The sequence below is a fragment of the Pseudomonas sp. CMR5c genome (assembly GCF_003850545.1).
Taxonomy (GTDB): domain Bacteria; phylum Pseudomonadota; class Gammaproteobacteria; order Pseudomonadales; family Pseudomonadaceae; genus Aquipseudomonas; species Aquipseudomonas piscis.
Map to the genome: position 1 here is coordinate 811,222 of NZ_CP027705.1, position 18,574 is coordinate 829,795.

General features: G+C 65.4%; 18 protein-coding genes. 9 read left to right on the forward strand and 9 right to left on the reverse strand.

Annotation, left to right across the window (positions count from 1 at the left end; all coding sequences use genetic code 11):
* Positions 1-59: 59 nt before the first annotated feature.
* From C4K40_RS03665 to C4K40_RS03675, 3 genes are read left to right on the forward strand one after another with little or no spacing between them, the layout of a single operon-like run.
* Positions 60-641 carry a YfiR family protein gene (locus tag C4K40_RS03665; protein ID WP_031320814.1) on the forward strand — a complete coding sequence of 194 codons (582 nt, stop codon included), beginning with the start codon at positions 60-62 and terminating at the stop codon, positions 639-641.
* On the forward strand, positions 638-1,903 hold the full coding sequence (locus C4K40_RS03670; RefSeq protein ID WP_022642127.1) for a diguanylate cyclase domain-containing protein: 1,266 nt from the start codon (positions 638-640) through the stop codon (positions 1,901-1,903). Before C4K40_RS03665 ends, C4K40_RS03670 begins: the two co-directional genes overlap by 4 nt.
* A 17-nt stretch (positions 1,904-1,920) precedes the next feature.
* Positions 1,921-2,412: an OmpA family protein gene (locus C4K40_RS03675; RefSeq protein WP_022642128.1), complete on the forward strand. Its 492-nt coding sequence runs from the start codon at positions 1,921-1,923 to the stop codon at positions 2,410-2,412.
* A gap of 72 nt (positions 2,413-2,484) precedes the next feature.
* Here C4K40_RS03675 and C4K40_RS03680 read toward each other — a convergent pair whose 3' ends face one another.
* On the reverse strand, positions 2,485-3,435 hold the full coding sequence (locus tag C4K40_RS03680) for a LysR family transcriptional regulator (RefSeq protein WP_022642129.1): 951 nt from the start codon (positions 3,433-3,435) through the stop codon (positions 2,485-2,487).
* 147 nt (positions 3,436-3,582) lie between these two features.
* Here C4K40_RS03680 and C4K40_RS03685 point away from each other — a divergent pair, with 147 nt between their 5' ends.
* Both C4K40_RS03685 and mmsB read left to right on the forward strand, forming a co-directional pair.
* Complete coding sequence (locus C4K40_RS03685; RefSeq protein WP_022642130.1) at positions 3,583-5,109, forward strand: CoA-acylating methylmalonate-semialdehyde dehydrogenase; 1,527 nt, start codon at positions 3,583-3,585, stop codon at positions 5,107-5,109.
* Between the two features lie 10 nt (positions 5,110-5,119).
* Entirely contained in the window at positions 5,120-6,007 is an 888-nt protein-coding gene (mmsB, locus tag C4K40_RS03690; protein ID WP_022642131.1) for a 3-hydroxyisobutyrate dehydrogenase, read from the forward strand.
* Positions 6,008-6,124: 117 nt separating this feature from the next.
* On the opposite strand, the gene C4K40_RS03695 is transcribed toward mmsB, so the two are convergent.
* From C4K40_RS03695 to C4K40_RS03705, 3 genes are all read right to left on the reverse strand, one after another.
* The gene (locus C4K40_RS03695) at positions 6,125-6,643 is read right to left on the reverse strand and encodes an RES family NAD+ phosphorylase (protein WP_022642132.1); all 519 of its coding nucleotides are present in this window, start codon (positions 6,641-6,643) and stop codon (positions 6,125-6,127) included.
* A complete protein-coding gene (locus C4K40_RS03700) occupies positions 6,640-7,125 on the reverse strand; it encodes an antitoxin Xre/MbcA/ParS toxin-binding domain-containing protein (protein WP_053136778.1) in 486 nt (161 codons plus the stop codon). Before C4K40_RS03700 ends, C4K40_RS03695 begins: the two co-directional genes overlap by 4 nt.
* 123 nt (positions 7,126-7,248) lie before the next feature.
* On the reverse strand, positions 7,249-7,593 hold the full coding sequence (locus C4K40_RS03705) for a cupin domain-containing protein (RefSeq protein ID WP_022642134.1): 345 nt from the start codon (positions 7,591-7,593) through the stop codon (positions 7,249-7,251).
* A gap of 262 nt (positions 7,594-7,855) precedes the next feature.
* On the opposite strand from C4K40_RS03705, the gene kynB reads away from it, so the two are divergent.
* From kynB to C4K40_RS03720, 3 genes are all read left to right on the forward strand, one after another.
* Positions 7,856-8,497 carry an arylformamidase gene (gene kynB, locus C4K40_RS03710; RefSeq protein WP_053136781.1) on the forward strand — a complete coding sequence of 214 codons (642 nt, stop codon included), beginning with the start codon at positions 7,856-7,858 and terminating at the stop codon, positions 8,495-8,497.
* Positions 8,498-8,588: 91 nt separating this feature from the next.
* Positions 8,589-9,440: a tryptophan 2,3-dioxygenase gene (gene kynA / locus C4K40_RS03715; protein ID WP_022642136.1), complete on the forward strand. Its 852-nt coding sequence runs from the start codon at positions 8,589-8,591 to the stop codon at positions 9,438-9,440.
* Between the two features lie 292 nt (positions 9,441-9,732).
* Positions 9,733-11,232, forward strand: coding sequence for a PLP-dependent aminotransferase family protein (locus C4K40_RS03720; RefSeq protein ID WP_053136784.1), 1,500 nt, complete (start codon positions 9,733-9,735; stop codon positions 11,230-11,232).
* A 6-nt stretch (positions 11,233-11,238) separates the two neighbouring features.
* On the opposite strand, the gene C4K40_RS03725 is transcribed toward C4K40_RS03720, so the two are convergent.
* From C4K40_RS03725 to antA, 5 genes are all read right to left on the reverse strand, one after another.
* Positions 11,239-12,447, reverse strand: a complete 1,209-nt coding sequence (locus C4K40_RS03725) for a benzoate/H(+) symporter BenE family transporter (protein WP_053136787.1) — start codon at positions 12,445-12,447, stop codon at positions 11,239-11,241.
* A 202-nt stretch (positions 12,448-12,649) separates the two neighbouring features.
* Entirely contained in the window at positions 12,650-14,050 is a 1,401-nt protein-coding gene (locus tag C4K40_RS03730) for an amino acid permease (protein ID WP_031319922.1), read from the reverse strand.
* A gap of 220 nt (positions 14,051-14,270) precedes the next feature.
* The gene (gene antC / locus C4K40_RS03735; protein ID WP_022638940.1) at positions 14,271-15,293 is read right to left on the reverse strand and encodes an anthranilate 1,2-dioxygenase electron transfer component AntC; all 1,023 of its coding nucleotides are present in this window, start codon (positions 15,291-15,293) and stop codon (positions 14,271-14,273) included.
* Positions 15,294-15,310: 17 nt separating this feature from the next.
* Entirely contained in the window at positions 15,311-15,802 is a 492-nt protein-coding gene (antB, locus tag C4K40_RS03740) for an anthranilate 1,2-dioxygenase small subunit (RefSeq protein WP_031319923.1), read from the reverse strand.
* 2 nt (positions 15,803-15,804) lie between these two features.
* On the reverse strand, positions 15,805-17,190 hold the full coding sequence (gene antA, locus C4K40_RS03745; RefSeq protein WP_053136790.1) for an anthranilate 1,2-dioxygenase large subunit: 1,386 nt from the start codon (positions 17,188-17,190) through the stop codon (positions 15,805-15,807).
* A 370-nt stretch (positions 17,191-17,560) separates the two neighbouring features.
* Here antA and C4K40_RS03750 point away from each other — a divergent pair, with 370 nt between their 5' ends.
* Positions 17,561-18,562 carry a helix-turn-helix domain-containing protein gene (locus C4K40_RS03750; RefSeq protein WP_022638943.1) on the forward strand — a complete coding sequence of 334 codons (1,002 nt, stop codon included), beginning with the start codon at positions 17,561-17,563 and terminating at the stop codon, positions 18,560-18,562.
* Positions 18,563-18,574 lie beyond the last annotated feature (12 nt).

Sequence of the window (18,574 nt, forward strand, 5' to 3'; positions counted from 1 at the left end):
TTCCTGGGCTGTGCTATCGTTGCGGCATCATTTCCGTGAAAATCAACGAGATTCCCTGCATGGACGTGGCTGTCTTGAGGACAGAGCGTATTTTAGGGTGGCGGCAGTGCGTGCTGTCGACCTTCCTCTGCCTGTTCAGCCTGTTGGCCATCGCTCAGCCGGAGCCCTCGGCCCCGGTCAGCCTGGCCGAGCAGCGCGCGAAGGCGGTGACGCAGGTGGTGCTGGGCATCCTCAGCTACGCTCGTTGGCCGGTGGAGCCCGCCCAGCTGCGACTGTGCGTGGTAGGTCCCACCGAATACACCGACGATCTCCTCAAGGGCGCCACCCAAGCGACCGGGCGCCCGGTAGTGGTGCGCCGCCTGCTGGCCAGCAACCCGAAGATCGCCAGTGACTGTGACTCGGTCTATGTCGGCAAGCTGACCGTCGAGGAGCGCACCCGGCTCTTCAGCTCGTTGACCGGCCAGCCGGTACTGAGCATCAGCGAGGGCGGCGACCAATGCACCGTGGGCAGCCTGTTCTGCCTGCGGGTCAGCGACAGCCAGGTGTCGTTCGAGGTCAACCTGGACTCCGTAGCCCGCAGTGGGGTGAGAATCCATCCCAGCGTGCTGCAACTGTCCCGTCGACGCCCGGCCACGCCATGAAACTGTTCAAGCCCAACCCCCGTCCCACGTTGCGGTCGGTCATAGGTCGCGGCCACCTGGCGGTTGCCTTGCTGGCGATCGGCCTGGCCAGCTTGTCCCTGACTTGCCTGGGCGTGCTGGCACTGCGGGTGTACGCCGACCACAACCTGCACCTGATCGCCCGCTCCATCAGTTACACGGTGGAAGCTGCGGTAGTGTTCAACGACAGCGGCGCGGCCGCCGACTCCCTGGCCCTGATCGCCTCCACCGAAGAGGTGGCCGATGCCAAGGTGTACGACAGCCAGGGCCAGTTGCTGGCCAGTTGGCAGCGCCCCGACAGCGGCCTGCTGGCCAACCTGGAAATGCACATCGCCAGTGCCTTCCTGGAAAAACCCATCAGCCTGCCGATCTTCCGCCAGGGCCAGGAGATCGGCACGGTCAACGTCACCGGCCATGGCGGCAACCTGTTGCGTTTCCTCTTCAGCGGCCTGGTGGGCATCGTGCTGTGCATCGCCTTGAGCGCCTGGGCGGCGCTGTACCTGGCGCGCCGGCAATTGCGCGGCATCACCGGCCCCCTGCGCAGCCTGGCGGACGTGGCCCACGCGGCCCGGCGCGAACGAGCCTTCGACCAGCGGGTGCCGCCGGCGCAAATCGCCGAGCTGGACAACCTGGGCAATGACTTCAATGCCCTGCTCGATGAGCTGGAGGTCTGGCAGACCCACCTGCAGAGCGAAAACGAAACCCTGGCCCACCAGGCCAGCCATGACAGCCTCACCGGCCTGCCCAACCGGGCGTTCTTCGAGGGCCGGCTGATCCGCGCCTTGCGCAGTGCCAACAAGCACAACGAGCGCATGGCGGTGCTGTTCCTGGACAGCGACCGGTTCAAGGAGATCAACGACAACTTCGGCCATGCCGCCGGCGATGCGGTACTGGTGGCGGTGGCGACGCGGATCCGCGCGCAACTGCGTGAGGACGACCTGGTGGCGCGCCTGGGTGGCGACGAATTCGCGGTGCTGCTGACGCCGCTGCACCGGGTCGAGGATGCCCAGCGCATCGCCGACAAGATCATCAGCAGCATGGAGGTGCCGATCCAGTTGCCTGGCAGCCTGTCGATCCTGACGTCGCTGAGCATCGGCATCGCCGTGTACCCGGAGCATGGCGCCACTCCGGGCAGTCTGTTGAACGCCGCCGACGCGGCCATGTACCAGGCCAAGCGTGGCGCGCGAGGCGGGCAACACACAGTGGGGGCGGAGTCCCCCGTCCAGGTTCAAAACAGGAGCTAATTCCCTTGTTTTCATCGATGCAACGTCCGGTTCGACTTTTCAGCACCCTGGTGTTCATGGCCCTGCTGGCCCTGAGTGGTTGCCAGAGCGTGCCGCCCAAGGGGCTGACCCCGAAGCAGATCGCGGTATTGAAACAGGAGGGCTTCGAACTGACGGATGAAGGCTGGGCCTTCGGCCTGTCGGGCAAGGTCCTGTTCGGCAGCGACGTGGAAAGCCTCAATCCGGCCAGCACCGCGATCGTCCAGCGCATCGGCACGGCCCTGCTCAGCGTCGATATCCAGAAGGTGCGGGTCGACGGCCATACCGATGCCTCGGGCAAGGAGGCCTACAACGTGCAACTCTCCGTGCGCCGCGCCAAGAGCGTGGTCAAGGTGCTGACCCAGGTCGGCATGCGTGAAGAGAACATCCAGTTGCGCGGCCTGGGCAGCAGCGAGCCGGTGGCTTCCAACAGCACCCCGGCCGGGCGCACCGAGAACCGCCGGGTATCGATCGTGGTGATCGCCGACTGACCGGCGATCCACGCTATAGCGGCTGTAGTCCTACGGCCGTTTCTCCAGGCCGCGCGCATGCCAGAGGGCCATCTAGGGGGCGCTGAACGACATGTTCCGGCTGTCCCCCATCAACAGGGGCTGGTTCTGCTCGGTCACTTCCCTGATGTAATCCCACAGCAAGGTGATGCGCTTGAGCTTGCGCAGGTCCTCGCGGCAGTACATCCAGAACTGCCGGGTCAGGTTGATTTCCTTGGGCAGCACCGGCAGCAGGCGTGGGTCCTGGGCGGCGAGGAAGCACGGCAGGATCGCCAGCGAGCGGCCCTGTTGCGCCGCCACGTATTGGGCGATGACGCTGGTGCTGCGCAGGTGGGCGCTGGCCCCGGGCACCACGTTGGCCAGGTACAACAGCTCGGAGCTGAAGGCCAGGTCGTCGACATAGCTGATGAACTGATGCTCGCCCAGGTCGCTGGGGCGGCGGATCGGCGGGTGGCGATCGAGGTATTCCTGGGTGGCGTACAGCTGCAGGCGGTAGTCGCATAGCTTGCAGCACACATAGGGCCCGTGCTCCGGGCGCTCCAGGGCGATGACGATATCGGCCTCGCGCTTGGACAGGCTGATGAAGTGCGGCAGCGGCAGGATATCCACCGAGATCGCCGGGTAGGCGCCGAGGAAGTGGCTCAACTGCGGGGTGATGAAGAAGGTGCCGAAGCCTTCGGTGCAGCCCATGCGTACATGTCCGGAGAGCGCCACGCCGGACCCCGAGACCTGCTCGCAGGCCATGTGCAGGGTGCTTTCGATGGCCTCGGCGTAGCCCAGCAGGCGCTGGCCCTCGGCGGTCAGGACGAAACCGTTGGTACGGGATTTCTCGAACAACAGGGTACCCAGGGCGGTTTCCAGCGAGCCGATGCGCCGCGACACCGTGGTGTAGTCCACCGCCAGGCGCTTGGCCGCGCTGCTGGCCTTGCGGGTACGGGCCACTTCCAGGAAGAACTTCAGGTCGTCCCAGTTCAGGCCGCTCAGGGAGGTGATGTTTTTTTGCATGATGGACCGGATTTTATGTGCGTTCTTATTAGAAGTTTGCACATCTATACTCCAAAAACAGTCCGACACCAACTCGCGACGCCTCTCTTTTCAAGGCCTGCAATGCCTTGGCTCCCTGCATAAGAACCCAAGAAGTCAGGAGACCCCATGAACGCATCCCTCCAGTCCGGTGGCACCACCCTGCAGCAGGTCAAGCTGTTGATCGACGGTCAATGGGTCCAGTCCCAGAGCCAGGAATGGCATGACATCGTCAACCCGGCGACCCAGGAAGTGCTGGCCAAGGTGCCATTTGCCACCGCTGCCGAAGTCGACGCCGCGATCGCCGCGGCCCAACGCGCCTTCCAGACCTGGAAACTGACCCCGATCGGCGCGCGGATGCGCATCATGCTCAAGCTCCAGGCCCTGATCCGCGAACACTCCAAGCGTATCGCCCAGGTCCTGAGCGCCGAGCAGGGCAAGACCATCGCCGATGCCGAAGGTGACATTTTCCGTGGCCTGGAAGTGGTCGAGCATGCCTGCTCCATCGGCACTCTGCAGATGGGCGAGTTCGCCGAGAACGTCGCCGGCGGCGTGGATACCTACACCCTGCGCCAGCCTATCGGCGTGTGCGCCGGCATCACCCCGTTCAACTTCCCGGCGATGATCCCGCTGTGGATGTTCCCGATGGCCATCGCCTGCGGCAACACCTTCGTCCTCAAGCCTTCCGAGCAAGACCCACTGTCCACCATGTTGCTGGTGGAGCTGGCGGTGGAGGCGGGAGTCCCGGCCGGCGTGCTCAACGTGGTCCATGGCGGCAAGGAAGTGGTGGATGCCCTGTGCACCCACGCCGATATCAAGGCCGTGTCCTTCGTCGGCTCCACTGCCGTCGGCACCCATGTCTATGACCTGGCGGGCAAGCATGGTAAGCGCGTGCAATCGATGATGGGTGCCAAGAACCACGCCGTGGTGCTGCCTGACGCCAACCGTACCCAGACCGTCAACGCCCTGGCTGGTGCGGCGTTCGGCGCGGCCGGCCAACGGTGCATGGCCACCTCGGTGGCGGTGCTGGTGGGCAAGGCTCGCGAATGGCTGCCGGACATCAAGGAAGCCGCGAGCAAGCTCAAGGTCAACGCCGGTTGCGAGCCGGGCACCGATGTCGGCCCGGTGATCTCCAAGCGGGCCAAGGAGCGCGTGCTGGGCCTGATCGAAAGCGGTATCAAGGAAGGCGCCAAGCTCGAGCTGGACGGCCGTGACGTCAAGGTCCCGGGCTACGAGCAAGGCAACTTCGTCGGCCCGACCCTGTTCTCCGGGGTGACCACCGACATGCAGATCTACACCCAGGAAATCTTCGGCCCGGTGCTGGTGGTGCTGGAAGTCGACACCCTCGACCAGGCCATCGCCCTGGTCAACGCCAACCCCTTCGGCAACGGCACCGGCCTGTTCACCCAGAGCGGCGCGGCGGCACGCAAGTTCCAGAGCGAAATCGACGTTGGCCAGGTGGGGATCAACATCCCGATCCCGGTGCCGGTACCGTTCTTCAGCTTCACCGGCTCGCGCGGTTCCAAGCTCGGCGACCTGGGGCCGTACGGCAAGCAAGTGGTGCAGTTCTACACTCAGACCAAGACCGTCACCAGCCGCTGGTTCGACGATGACAGCGTCAACGACGGTGTGAACACCACCATCAGCCTGCGTTGAGGAGCCTGACATGAACATCGCATTCATCGGCCTGGGCAACATGGGCGCGCCCATGGCCCGCAACCTGATCAAGGCCGGCCATCAGCTGAACCTGTTCGATCTCAACCAGAGCGTGCTGGCCGAGCTGGCGCAACTGGGCGGGCGCATCAGCGCCTCGCCCAAGGCCGCCGCCGAAGGCGCCGAACTGGTGATCACCATGCTGCCGGCCGCCGCCCATGTGCGTAGCGTCTGGCTCGGCGAAGACGGCGTGCTGGCGGGCATCGCCCGTGGCGTGCCGGCGGTGGACTGCAGCACCATCGACCCGCAGACCGCCCGCGAAGTGGCCAATGCCGCGGCCAAGCAGGGCGTGGCCATGGCCGACGCGCCGGTTTCCGGCGGCACTGGCGGCGCCCAGGCCGGCACCCTGACCTTCATGGTCGGGGCCAGCGCCGAGCTGTTCGCCACCCTGCAGCCGGTACTGGCGCAGATGGGCCGCAATATCGTGCACTGTGGCGAGGTCGGCACCGGGCAGATCGCCAAGATCTGCAACAACCTGCTGCTGGGCATCTCGATGATCGGCGTCAGCGAAGCCATGGCCCTGGGTGATGCCCTGGGTATCGACACCAAGGTGCTGGCCGGGATCATCAACAGCTCCACCGGGCGTTGCTGGAGCTCCGACACCTACAACCCGTGGCCGGGAGTGATCGAGACCGCGCCTGCCGCGCGCGGCTACACCGGCGGTTTTGGCGCCGAGCTGATGCTCAAGGACCTGGGGCTGGCCACCGAGGCTGCCCGCCAGGCCCATCAGCCGGTGGTGCTGGGCGCGGTGGCCCAGCAGCTGTACCAGGCCATGAGCCAGCGCGGGGAAGGTGGCAAGGACTTCTCGGCCATCGTCAACAGCTACCGCAAGCCGCAGTAGCCCTTTGCGTGGCGAGGAGCCGCTCCTCGCCACGAATACCGTCTCATGATCGCAGCCCCCCGAATGGGGGCGTTTCCGGGAATCCGCGTCGGGCGGCTTCCCGTTTTTTTTGCCCGCTCAGTTGGGTCGGCCAGCCGGAGTGCGCGCTGGCGGATTGAGGCGGGTATCGAGGCCGAAGCGCTCCTGGATCACCACCTGGTACAACCCCTTGGCCAACAGCGGGTTGATCAGGATGTTCCAGCTGTGGCGCGAAACCGAGGAGGGCACCAGCACGAAGGGATGCTCGGCCAGCAACTGGTCGGCGAATTGCTGCTGGCCGGCACTGGGAATGCCCGGCACCAGCCAGTTGGGATTGGGCACGCGGCCTTCGTCCAGGCGGTAGATGGTCGACGGGTCGTGGATCAGCGCCCCGGTCAGCACATGGGGCACCTGGTCGAGCGCGGCGAACCCCTTGTGCACGGCCACCTCGAGGATCGCCGTGGCAGGGTCGGCGCTGCCGTACACGGCCTTGACCCCCTTGGAGTTCCAGCGCCCGCCGCACAGCTCGGCGCCGATGCCGCTGTCCCAGCTGTCGGCGTGCTGCGCGGCGTCCAGGCGCCAGAAGTGGACGGCACTGCCGCCGGGGACGCTGATCACTGATAGACCCCGTATTCCAGGCGGGTGAGGAACTCATCCACCAGCTCGAAGCCGATGGGGTTGGTCAGCAGGTCCACCGGCTTGTGGCCGTCCAGGGCCATCACCGGCTTGGCCATCCAGTCCTGGGCCTGTTCGCTGCTGCCGAAGATCTCCTGGGCCTTGGACAGGACCTGGGCGAAGCGCACCGCCCGGGCACTCTGCTCCGGGTTCAGCGGTTCGTCGGGAGTCTTCAGGCGCCGGTGCAGGGTGCGCTCGGACAGGCCGATGATCTTGGCCAGGACCTGTTCGTCCTTGAGCATGGGCACCGAAGACACGAACTTGACGATCGCCGCCAGCGGAATGCCTTCCTCGGTCAGGCGATAGATGGAGATGCGGTCGTCGAAACGCGCCCGGCCACCGAGCAGGATCTCCGAGGTCCGATCCTTCAATACGGGTTTGCCGCGTCGTTTCACGGCGATGTCGCTACCGGTCATTGCAACCATGTGCGTGACTCCTGCCTTTGCCATTTGGCAGGGATTATAACGACATTTGGCAGATTGCGCCGAGCCGGGCGTCGCCAGGCCGGGTGGACCGGCCGGACGCTGCCTCGCCTTGTACGGCAGGACTCAGGCGAACACGAAATACTTGCGCACGGTCTGCACCACTTCCCAGGTGCCCCGCATGCCGGGCTCGACCACGAAAATGTCGCCGGCTCGCAGGTGGATCGGCTCCTGGCCATCCGGGGTGATCACGCAGTAGCCCTCCTGGAAGTGGCAGTACTCCCATTTCTCGTAGGCCACCCGCCATTTGCCCGGGGTGCAGATCCAGGTGCCCATGATCTTGCTGCCATCATCGCTGGTGTAGGCGTTGAGGTTGACGGTATGGGGATCGCCTTCGAGTTTTTCCCATTTGCAGGCGTCGAGGACCGGCAGTGGATGGGTATCGCGCAGAACGGTGATGGGCTTGGACATGCTGTGCTCCTGGCAGGTCGCGAACTGGAAAGCGCACCCTATAGCGCACGGCGCCAGTGGGGATGCCTGGACTCGACACCCAGCTATCCAGAAACGCTGCACCGGGGGCTTGGAGCTGCTTGCAGGCTTGAAAGATTCATCCGCCAAATCCGGCTTTATTGGCAGTTCTTGCGAAACATCCAGGGTTGCTCGCGTTATTTCGCAAGAATCTTTACCGGCTTCGCTCGTATCATTCAGTCCGGACCGACCGAGAGCCGCACCCATGGAAAACACTCCCCGCTGGTGGGATATCAGCCCACCCTTGAGTACCGCGACCCCGACCTGGCCGGGGGATACCCCATTCCAGGAGGAGCGCGTCTGGCAGTTCGGGCCCGAGTGCCCGGTGAATGTCGGGCGTATCACCTTGTCCCCCCACACCGGCGCCCATGTCGATGCGCCGCTGCATTACCGCCCTGACGGCTTGCCCATCGGCGAAGTAGCGCTGGATGTGTACATGGGCCCGTGCCGGGTCCTGCACTGCCTGGGTAGCGGCCCGCTGGTGCAACCCGAGGACTTGCTCGGGCGCCTGGACGACCTGCCCCGGCGAGTGCTGCTGCGGACCTATCGTGAGGCTCCGCTGAGCGCCTGGGATCCTGACTTCACCGCCGTCGCCCAGGCCACCATCGACTTGCTGGCCAGCCTCGGTGTGCGCCTGGTGGGCATCGACACACCCTCCCTGGACCCGCAACAGTCCAAGACCATGGATGCCCACAACGCCGTGGCCCGGCATGGCATGGCGATCCTCGAAGGAGTGGTGCTCGACCAGGTGCCCGAAGGCGACTACGAACTGATTGCCCTGCCACTGCGCTTCGCCCACCTGGATGCCAGTCCGGTGCGGGCGATCCTGCGCCCGTTGGCCGATTGATTCCTACAATAACTGATACGGCGGGCCACTCGCGCACCCTTGCCCAGGCACAGGTGCCGGACCCAGCCGACCGAGACGAGGAGCCCACGCGATGAGCCAATGTCCTTTTTCAAGCAATCCACCGGATGAATGGCATAACGCCCAGTTGAATTTCTCCGACTCCATGAGCTACGGCGACTACCTGGACCTGGGGCGCATCCTCAGCGCCCAGCATCCGTTGTCGCCAGACCACAACGAGATGCTGTTCATCATCCAGCACCAGACCTCCGAGCTGTGGATGAAGCTGATGCTCCACGAACTCAAGGCCGCCCGTGAGCAGGTGCGCCAGAGCCAGCTGGCGCCGGCGTTCAAGATGCTGGCGCGGGTCTCGCGGATCTTCGACCAGTTGGTACATGCCTGGGCGGTGCTGGCCACCATGACCCCTTCGGAATACAAGTCCATCCGTCCGTACCTGGGCCAGTCCTCGGGCTTCCAGTCGTTCCAGTACCGCGATATCGAATTCATCCTGGGCAACAAGAGTGCGGCGCTGCTGCGTCCCCATGCCCACCGTCCCGAATTGCTGCAGGCGCTGCAGGAATCCATCGCCACCCCGTCGCTGTACGACGAGGCGATCGCCCTGATGGCCCGCAGCGGCCTGGACATCGATCCGCAGCGCCTGGCGCTGAACAGCACCAGCGCGACCCAGCATGATCCGTCGGTGGAGGCGGCCTGGCGCCAGGTGTATGCCGATCCTGCGAAGTACTGGGACCTGTACCAGTTGGCGGAAAAGTTCATCGACCTCGAAGACTCGTTCCGCCAGTGGCGCTTCCGCCATGTGACCACCGTGGAGCGGATCATCGGCTTCCAGCCCGGCACCGGCGGAACCGAGGGCGTGGGCTACCTGCGCAAGATGCTCGATACCGTGCTGTTCCCCGAGTTGTGGCGCGTACGCTACCCGCAATGACCCAGGCCAGCGCCCTATCAGCCTGTTCACCTAAGCGCGGTGGTCCCCTGTAGGAGCAGCGGCTCGACGCTCGATTGCTCGCGATGCTCGTTAACGCCAGCGCGTGTTTACTGGATGAACGCAGCGCCCTGAAGTCCATCGCGGGCAAGCCTCGCTCCTGGCCATTCCTCGACGGATCGGCATTACGCCTGCCGGGGCGTTTTTCATCGGCCGGCCAGCAGGTGACCGACCAGGTTCCCGGGGTTAAAGTGGCCGCCCTTCAGGCGGACTTTCACTTGCCCAGGCAGACCACATGGCCCAGATATTCGAACTCGAGACCCTGAACATGCGGCTCAACGACCCGGAGTTCCAGGCGTTGGACCTGCATCAGCGCATCCAGCGCGCCCTGTGCGGGCTGATCCTCGATGGCGCCCTCGATCCGGGATTGAAGCTGCCGGCGACCCGGGCCCTGGCCAAGTCCCTGGGGGTATCGCGCGATACCGTGGAGAACGCCTATGTGCAGTTGCAGCGCGATGGCTTCATCGTCCGCCGCGAAGGATCCGGCAGCTATGTCAGCCAGACCATCGGCGCCCAGTTGCGCGGCGCGGCGCGTCGCCGCCTGCGCTGGCAGGAGCAACCGTCCAGTGCCCGGGAGCCGGGTTCGGGCCTGAGCCGCCGGGGGCGGGTGCTATTCGAGCGCGGCGGGGTCAGCGACCAGCAAGTGGTCCGTGCCTTTGCCACGGGCCTGCCGGAAACCCGCAGCTTTCCGCTGGCGGCCTGGGAGCGCCTGCAGCGCCAGGTGCTCAAGGAATCCCGCGCCACGGTGCTGCTGCATGGCGATCCGCAAGGCGCCGAGCCGCTGCGCAAGGCCATCGCCGCCTACCTCAACCTGGAGCGCGGGGCCAAGGTGGTGCCGGGGCAGATCCTGGTGTTGAGCAGTACCCGCCAGGCGCTGTTCCTGTGTGCCCAACTGCTGGTGGACGCCGGCAAGCCGATCCTGATGGAGAACCCCGGCTACTTCGGCGCCCGCAAGGCCTTCGAAGCCGCCGAGGCGCGGATCGTGCCCATCGAGGTCGACGCCCAGGGCCTGCGCACCGACCTGCTGCGGGCCGACCGCAGCGGCGCCCAGTGCGTCTATGTGACCCCATCGCATCAGTACCCCAGTGGCGCCACCCTGGCCCTGGAGCGCCGGCTGGAACTGACCCGCTGGGCCGCCGAGCACCAACGCTGGATCATCGAGGACGACTACGACAGCGAGTTCCACTACGACGGCTTGCCCACTGCCTGCGTCCAGGGCCTGGACCCCTACCAGCGGACGCTGTACATCGGCACCTTCAGCAAGACCCTGTACCCCGGCCTGCGCATGGGCTACATGGTCCTGCCCGATGAGTTGGTGGCGCCCTTCAGCGCGGCCCGCAGCATCATGGACGGCCACACTCCGCAGATCCTCCAGCTGACCCTGGCGCGGTTCATGGAGGAGGGGCACTACAACGCTCACGTGCGGGCCATGCGCAAGCTCTACGCCGGCCGCCGGCAGGCCATGCTCGAGGCCATCGAGCGCCATCTGGCGGGCATCGCCCGGGCCTTGCCGCCGCCAGGCGGCCTGCAGATCCCCTGCCTGCTGGAGCCCGGCTGGACCGAGCACGAGACCCAGCGCCGGGCGGCTGCCATCGGCCTGCAACTGCCCGGGCTCAGCCGGCTGTATGCCGGCGAACACAAGGAGCAAGGCTGGCTGCTGGGTTATGCGTCCCTGAGCGCCCATGAAATCGATGCCGCCATGGCGCGCCTGGGGCAGGCCCTGCGAACCCCTTAGCCAGCCTCAGGAACGTGCGTTGCTGGCGCTGAAGCGGCGATACCGGCCATGGATCAGCAGGTGGGCGGTCAAGCCGGCCAGCAGCCCCCAGAATGCCCCGCCGATGCCCAGCAAGGTGACATTGGCCGCTGTGGCGAGGAAGGTGATCAGCGCGGTTTCTCGGGTCCTGGCATCGGCCATGGCGTTGCCCAGGCTGCCGCCGATGGCGCCCAGCAGCGCCAGGCCCGCCAGGGTGCCGATGAACGCCTTGGGCAGCACCAGGAACAGGCTGGCCAGGGTCACGCCGAAGGTCCCCACCAGGATGTACAGCAGCCCGCAGGCGATGCCGGCGAGGTAGCGCTTGCTCGGGTCCGGGTGGGCATCCTTGCCGGTGCAGATGGCGGCGGTGATCGCCGCCACATTGAAGGCATGGGCACCGAACGGCGCCATCAGCAGCGAGCCCAGCCCGGTGACCCTGAGCAGCGGGTTGGCGCTGGTGGCGAAGCCATCGTTGCGCAGCACCAGCATGCCCGGCATGTACTGGCCGGTCAGGGTGATGACGAACAGCGGCAGCGCCACCCCGAGCAGGGCCTGGACGGAGAATTGCGGAGCGGTGAACAGCGGCGTCGCCAGGCTCGGCTGCAAGGCGCCGAAGTCGATCCGCTGCTGGGCCACCAACAGGCCCAGGCCGATGAGCAGGATATCCACCACGGCGAACCGCGAGGTGAAGCGCCGCAGCAGTGCATAGGACACCAGCAGCACCATCACCAGCCAGGGATCGCTGCTGGCGCCGCCAAAGGCATTGATCCCGAACTGCAGCAGGATGCCGGCCAACAAGCCTGCGGCGATCCCCTGGGGAATCAGCCGCACCAGCTTGTCGAAGGTCCCGGACAGGCCCAGGAGCATGAAGCCCAGGGCCGAGACCATGTAGGCGCCGATCGCTTCGGCGTAGGGCGTGCCAGGCAGTACCGTGGCCAGGAACGCCGCCCCGGGTGTCGACCAGGCGGTGATGATCGGAGCCCGGTGGCGCAGGCTCAGCCAGAGACCGGTGACGCCCACGCCCACAGACACCGCCCAGACCCAGGAGGCGGTCTGGGCCGGCGTCAGGTGGGCCAGTTCAGCGGCCTGGAGCACCAGGACGAAGGTCCCGCCATAGTTCACCAGCACCGAGATCAGCGCCGCCACCGTGGGGGAAAAGAAATCGCTCGGCCTCAGGCCCGCGGTCGTTCTGCTCATATGCCACTCTCCATCCAGGATCCGGTTCCCGGGCCGATATCGCCGGGAAGAGCGTCGATTCTAGAGAGCGAGCGGCCTGGAATTTCAGGCCGCTTGTGTAGATGGCAGCAGACCACTTTTCCGGTGGGCATGAAAAAGCCCGGCCTTGGAGCAAGGCCGGGCTTGGCTTTGCACAGGGGCCTGCACGCGGCCCCTGATGGGGTCAGCGCAGGGCCGGTTGGCTGGCTTTCTTCGCCTGGCTCAGGCGGTAGAACACCCAGATCAGCGCGATCCACACCGGGATCGCGTACACCGAGGCGCGGATCGGCGGGATCATCAGCATCACGCCGATGATCATGACCATGAAGGCCAGGCACAGGTAGTTGCTCAACGGCGACCAGAAGGCCTTGAACGAAGGCACCACGCCTTGCTCGGCCATGGCTTTGCGAAAGCGCAGGTGGGTCAGGCTGATCAGCGCCCAGTTGATCATCAGGGCGGCCACCACCAGGGCGAACAGCAACTCCAGCGCTTCGTGCGGAGCCAGGTAGTTGACCAGCACGCAGAGCATGGTGATCAGCGCCGAGATACCCAGGGCCAGTACCGGTACGCCCTGCTTGTTGAGCTTCATCAGCGCGCGCGGGGCATCGCCCTGTTCGGCCAGGCCGTAGAGCATGCGGCTGTTGCAGTACACGCCGCTGTTGTACACCGAGAGCGCCGCGGTCAGGACCACGAAGTTGAGGACCTGCGCCGCCGCGTCGCTGCCGATCAGGGCGAAGATCTTCACGAAGGGGCTGCTGCTGTAGGAGTCGCCGCCGGCGTTGAGGCTCACCAGCAGCTCGTCCCACGGGTACAGCGACAGCAGCACTGCCAGGGCGCCGACGTAGAAGATCAGGACCCGGTAGACCACCTGGTTGATGGCCTTGGGGATCACCTTGCGCGGTTCGGCGGCTTCGGCGGCGGTGATGCCCACCAGCTCCAGGCCGCCGAAGGAGAACATGATGAAGGCCATGGCCATCAGCAGGCCGGTGCCGCCGTTGGGGAAGAAACCGCCATGGGACCACAGGTTGCTCACCGAGGCCTGGGCGCCGCCGCTACCGCTGAACAGCATGTAGCAGCCCAGCACGATCATGCCGACGATGGCCACCACCTTGATGATGGCGAACCAGAACTCGGCCTCGCCGTAGAACTTCACGTTCATCATGTTGATCAGGTTGACCAGCACGAAGAACACCGCGGCGCTGACCCAAGTGGGGATTTCCGGCCACCAGAACTGGATGTACTTGCCCACCGCCGTGAGTTCGGCCATGCCCACCAGCACGTACAGCACCCAGTAGTTCCAGCCGGAAAGAAACCCGAAGTAGCCGCCCCAGTACTTGTGGGCGAAATGGCTGAAGGAGCCGGCCACCGGCTCCTCGACGATCATCTCGCCCAATTGGCGCATGATCAGGAAGGCAATGAATCCGGCGATCGCATAACCCAGGATCATCGAGGGTCCGGCGGACTTCAGGACCCCGGCCGAGCCGAGGAAGAGTCCGGTGCCGATCGCCCCACCCAGGGCGATCAGCTGAATATGGCGGTTCTTCAAGCCACGCTTGAGTTCACCCTGCTTCAAGGTCTGATCCACTAACTTGCGCTCTCTTCTAGTTGTTATCAGGACCGCTACCCGGATGCAGGCAGCGGTCGCGTCTTATTGTCGACGGGATCAGATATTACTCCGCGTCAAGCTCCCGTAGTAAAGCCGAACACGCCCAAGTCCCTGTTCTTGCTGCCATCTGCCGCTGGGCCGACCTGTGGTCGGGCGGTGTCCGGTGTCCTGGCAGGGCGTTGGGCGATCGCCGGTGGAGTCAGTTGGTACTGTCGGTGAAGCGCTCGTAATACAGCTGGATGTGCTCCAGGCCCTGTTGCTGCTGCCAGGCGCGGATCGAATCGACCATCGGCGGTGGCCCGCAGACGTACATGTCGGCCTCGCTGGTGCGCAGCTCCTCGGTGTCGAAGTGTTCGCTGATGTAGCCGCGCTTGCCGGTCCAGGCCGGATCGGCATCGCTGATCACCGGGGTGAAGCGAAACCCGGGCAGGCGCTCGCCGTAGGCCTGGATGCGCTCCAGCTCGCACAGGTCGGCGCTGTGGCGCACCCCGTAGTACAGGTGCACCGGTTGCTGGCAGCCTTGCTCGACGACCTGCTCGAGCATCGCCAGCAACGCCGACAGCCCTGTGCCGCCGGCCACCAGCAGCAGCGGGCGGCTGACCTGGCGCAGGTAGAAGGCGCCCAGCGGCGCTTCCAGTTCCAGGCTGTCGCCCACTTGGCAACGCTCACGGATGTAGTTGCTCATCGCCCCGTCGGGCAGCAGGCGGATCAGGAATTGCAACTGCTGGTCCGCCGCCGGGCGGTTGGCGAAGGAGTAGGCGCGGCTGGTGCCGGTGCCGGGGATGCCCAGGCGGGCGTACTGGCCGGGCAGGAAGTCCAGCGGAGCCGGGTTGGCCCCAAGGTCCAGGCGCAGGATCGCCGTGCTGTCCGAAACCTGGCGCACCTCCTGGACCGAGGCGCGATAGCGCACCGGCTCGGCGGCGTGGCACAGGCTGGAATCGAAGTCGAAGTAGAACGCCGCATCGGACTGCACCCGGGTCTGGCAGCTGAGCATCTTGCGCTGCGCCAGGTCCTGGGCCGACAGCGCCTCTTCGTCCACGTAGTCCTGGCTGTACTGGCCCGCCTCGCAGCGGCCCTGGCAGGTGCCGCACACCCCCTCGCGGCAGTCCAGGGGGATCTTGATGCCGTTGCGCAGGGCGGCGTCGAGCAATATTTCATTGGCGTGCACCGGGAAGAACAGGGTCTTGCCGTCGGCGAAGCTGAACGCGACCTTGTGCGTCATGGAGAATATCCGTCGAGTCAGAGGTGATAGAAGTCCAGCACCGAGTTGATCTGGTCGTTGAGCAGCACCACGTGCTTGCGCTGGATCAGCCAGCTCTCGCCGTGGGGCTTGAGGTCATAGGTGGCGTGGCCGTAGAACTGCTCGGAGGTGGCCAGGCGGTAGAACAACGTGTGCCAGTTCAGGCGAACCTGCAGCAGCTCTTGCTCGCCTGGGGCGATGCGCAGGTTGCTGACCGTGTGCAGGGTGCGCGGCATCGGGATGGTGGACGCGGCCTTGCCGGTGCGCAGGCGGAACACCCGGTCCTCCAGGCCCGAGCGGTTGCTGTAGTAGATCAGCGACATGCCGCGCTTGGGGTCCTGGGTATAGACATGCTCGGAATCCCATTGGGGCAGGTGGAACACGCTGTCCGGGGCGAACAGTTGCAGGTAGGCGTCCCAGTCCTGGGCGTCGCACAGCTCGGACTTGCGATAGAAGAATTGTTCGATGCGGTATTGCAGTTGTGCATTCATGGTCATGCCTCCCGCAGTTTCAGGGGCCGGCGCTGCAGGCCGTCGAGGAGAAAGCGCTGCCAGTTCTCGTGCTGGTTGACGTACAGCCCTTCATGGGTGATTTCGGTGCCGGTCATGGCCGGCTGGATGTCCAGGTTCCGGGTGTTGGCGGTCGGCCCGGTGGCCCAGCGATGATGGCCGCGGGAGACATCGCTCCAGCGTTCCAGGCGGGCCTGGAAGCCGCGCTGGGCCTCGCGGAATTCCACCAGGTCGTCCGGGGTGCCCATGCCCGAGACGTTGAAGAAGTCCTCGAACTGGCGGATGCGGTTTTCCCGGTCGGCGTCGCTCTCGCCCTTGACCCCGATGCACTGGCTGATGATCTCGGTCTTGTTCCAGGCCATGGGGCGGATGATCCGCAGCTGCGAGCTGATCTGGTCGAGGAAGAACAGGCTGGGGTAGATGTTCAGGTTGCGCAGGCGATGCATCATCCATTCGGCCCGGGCCTGGCCGTGCTCCTCCACCAGGCGCGGCATGATGCTGGCGTAGCCGGAGCGCACCGCCGGGTTGGGCATCTCGCTGAACAGCACGCTGTGGCCGTTGGCGAAGGCGAACCAGCCGTCGTCGGTGGCGGCATCGCCGGCGCCGAGCTTGCTGTAGTCCAGGGTGGCGCTGGCGGTGCCGGTCTCGCTGTTGACCTGCTGGCGATGCTGCACCGTGGCCACGTAGTTGTAGTGCACGGTGCTGACGTGATAACCGTCCAGGCCGTTCTCGTTCTGCAGTTTCCAGTTGCCGTCGTAGGTGTAGGCGGACTTGCCCGGCAGCACCTCCAGCTCGCCGGTGGGCGACTGGGCGACCATCATGTCGAAGAAGATCCTGGCGTCGCCGAGGAAGTCTTCCAGGGAGTCTTCGCCGCTCGCGTCCAGGCTGATGAACACGAACCCCTTGTAACTATCGATCCGGGCTTTCTTCAGGCCGCGGGTGGCCTTGTCGAAATCCTCGGCGTACTCGCCGGGGGCCTTGACCTTCACCAGACGGCCGTCGCTCTTGTAGCACCAGGCATGGAAGGGGCAGGTGAAGGTCGACTGATTGCCCTTGCCGACCCGGGTCAGGGTGGTGCCGCGATGCTGGCAGGCGTTGACCAGCGCATTGAGCCGGCCCTCGCCGTCGCGGGTGATGATCATCGGCTGGCGTCCGGCCCGCATCGTGACGAAGTCGTGGTTGTTGGGCAGTTCGCTTTCGTGACAGGCGTAGATCCAGTTCTTCTCGAAGATCAGCTCCATCTCCAGGTCGAACAGTTCGGGCTCGGTGAACATCTCCCGGGCGATGCGGAACACCCCGTCAGCGGGGCGAAAATCCAGGCAGCCGTGGATGAACTCCTGCCATTGCTCGACGCTTCTTGCACCACTCATGGTCGGTACCTTTTTTATTCAGGCCAATCGGTACGGTCATTAGAGTGAGAGCGGGGCAGGGGTGGCTATCCGCTTAGTCGGCCAAGCGCATCCACAAATTGGCCAGGGTGCCTGTGGCCGCGGTCGAGCACGGGAGATTGGGTGAAAGTCCCCGGCGGCGCCCCGTGTGACGGCCGCAGGGTGGGGAGTTTCTACACGGCAGGTGGCAGCACGAGGGTGGACACGACCCGGATGGCCGGGCGGTTTATCCACTTAGTCGGCTATTGTTATCCACTGGGTTGGCAGCTTCGCCGGTTGGCGCAAAACTTGCCCTGCCAGACAAGACGCGCCGTCAGAGCGCGCTAAAGAAAATTGCCGTGGGTGTGCCGTGATGAACAACAAGGCTGATGGGCAGTTGCGCGATATTCGCGTCGATCACTACGACCTCGAAGGCGCCAGGCGCTGGATGTCGGGCATCTGCGGCCCGCATCGCCTGGAGACCGCCACTCCGGAGCGGATCCGTTTCCACCACAGTGCCCATGTGCTCAGGTCGCGGGCCACCACCCTGGGCATCATCGAGTACGGCACCGACGTGGTGGTGGATATCGAGGATATCGAGCGCTTCAGCAGCTACAGCCTGAGCTTGCCGCTGTGTGGCCAGCAGGAGCTGAGCAAGGACGGCCGCCTGTTGCACTCCGACAGCGCCCATGGGGTGATCATCGCCCCCAATGAAAGCCAGGCGCTGGCCATCTCCGGCGACTGTCGCAAGCTGCAGGTAGTGATTTCCCGGCCGGCCATGAGCGAGGCCCTGGAGGCCCTGCTGCAACGACCGGTGCAGCAGCCGCTGCGCTTCGAGCCGGGCATGGATGCGCTGCATGGCGCGACCGCTTCCTGGTGGCGCATGGCCCGGCACTTCCTCGGCGAACTGGCCCAGGGCAACGAGCTCTACGAGCAACTGGCCTTCACCCGGGAGATCGAGAACTCGCTGATCAAGGGCCTGATCCTGGCCCAGCCCAACAATTACTCCAGCGAGTTGCGCCAGGTGCTCGGGGTCAAGCTGCCGCATTACCTGGTGCGGGCCCGCCAATACCTGCAGGAGCATGCCCGCGAGGCGGTACACCTGGAGGACCTGGAAGCTGCCGCCGGGGTCTCGCGCTACAAGCTGTTCGAGGCCTTTGGCAAATACTTCGCGCTGTCACCGATGGCCTATCTCAAGCGCCATCGACTCAACGGCGTGCGCCAGGAAATCCTCGAGCAAGGCGCGGCGCGCAACATTTCCGAAATTGCCCTGGGCTGGGGCTTCACCCACCTGGGGCGGTTCTCCGCCGAGTACCGCAAGCTGTTCGACGAAGCCCCGAGCGTCACGGCCCAGCGCCATCCGACCCGCAGTTGAGCGGTGGCGCGG

Coding starts and splice junctions, on each gene's coding strand:
- C4K40_RS03665 (WP_031320814.1), top strand. CDS start 60: ATGGACGTGGCTGTCTTGAGGACAGAGCGTATTTTAGGGTGGCGGCAG.
- C4K40_RS03700 (WP_053136778.1), bottom strand. CDS start 7,125: ATGGTTGCAATGACCGGTAGCGACATCGCCGTGAAACGACGCGGCAAA.
- C4K40_RS03670 (WP_022642127.1), top strand. CDS start 638: ATGAAACTGTTCAAGCCCAACCCCCGTCCCACGTTGCGGTCGGTCATA.
- C4K40_RS03685 (WP_022642130.1), top strand. CDS start 3,583: ATGAACGCATCCCTCCAGTCCGGTGGCACCACCCTGCAGCAGGTCAAG.
- antA (WP_053136790.1), bottom strand. CDS start 17,190: ATGAGTGGTGCAAGAAGCGTCGAGCAATGGCAGGAGTTCATCCACGGC.
- mmsB (WP_022642131.1), top strand. CDS start 5,120: ATGAACATCGCATTCATCGGCCTGGGCAACATGGGCGCGCCCATGGCC.
- C4K40_RS03720 (WP_053136784.1), top strand. CDS start 9,733: ATGGCCCAGATATTCGAACTCGAGACCCTGAACATGCGGCTCAACGAC.
- C4K40_RS03680 (WP_022642129.1), bottom strand. CDS start 3,435: ATGCAAAAAAACATCACCTCCCTGAGCGGCCTGAACTGGGACGACCTG.
- C4K40_RS03705 (WP_022642134.1), bottom strand. CDS start 7,593: ATGTCCAAGCCCATCACCGTTCTGCGCGATACCCATCCACTGCCGGTC.
- antB (WP_031319923.1), bottom strand. CDS start 15,802: ATGAATGCACAACTGCAATACCGCATCGAACAATTCTTCTATCGCAAG.
- antC (WP_022638940.1), bottom strand. CDS start 15,293: ATGACGCACAAGGTCGCGTTCAGCTTCGCCGACGGCAAGACCCTGTTC.
- C4K40_RS03750 (WP_022638943.1), top strand. CDS start 17,561: ATGAACAACAAGGCTGATGGGCAGTTGCGCGATATTCGCGTCGATCAC.
- C4K40_RS03675 (WP_022642128.1), top strand. CDS start 1,921: ATGCAACGTCCGGTTCGACTTTTCAGCACCCTGGTGTTCATGGCCCTG.
- kynB (WP_053136781.1), top strand. CDS start 7,856: ATGGAAAACACTCCCCGCTGGTGGGATATCAGCCCACCCTTGAGTACC.
- C4K40_RS03725 (WP_053136787.1), bottom strand. CDS start 12,447: ATGAGCAGAACGACCGCGGGCCTGAGGCCGAGCGATTTCTTTTCCCCC.
- kynA (WP_022642136.1), top strand. CDS start 8,589: ATGAGCCAATGTCCTTTTTCAAGCAATCCACCGGATGAATGGCATAAC.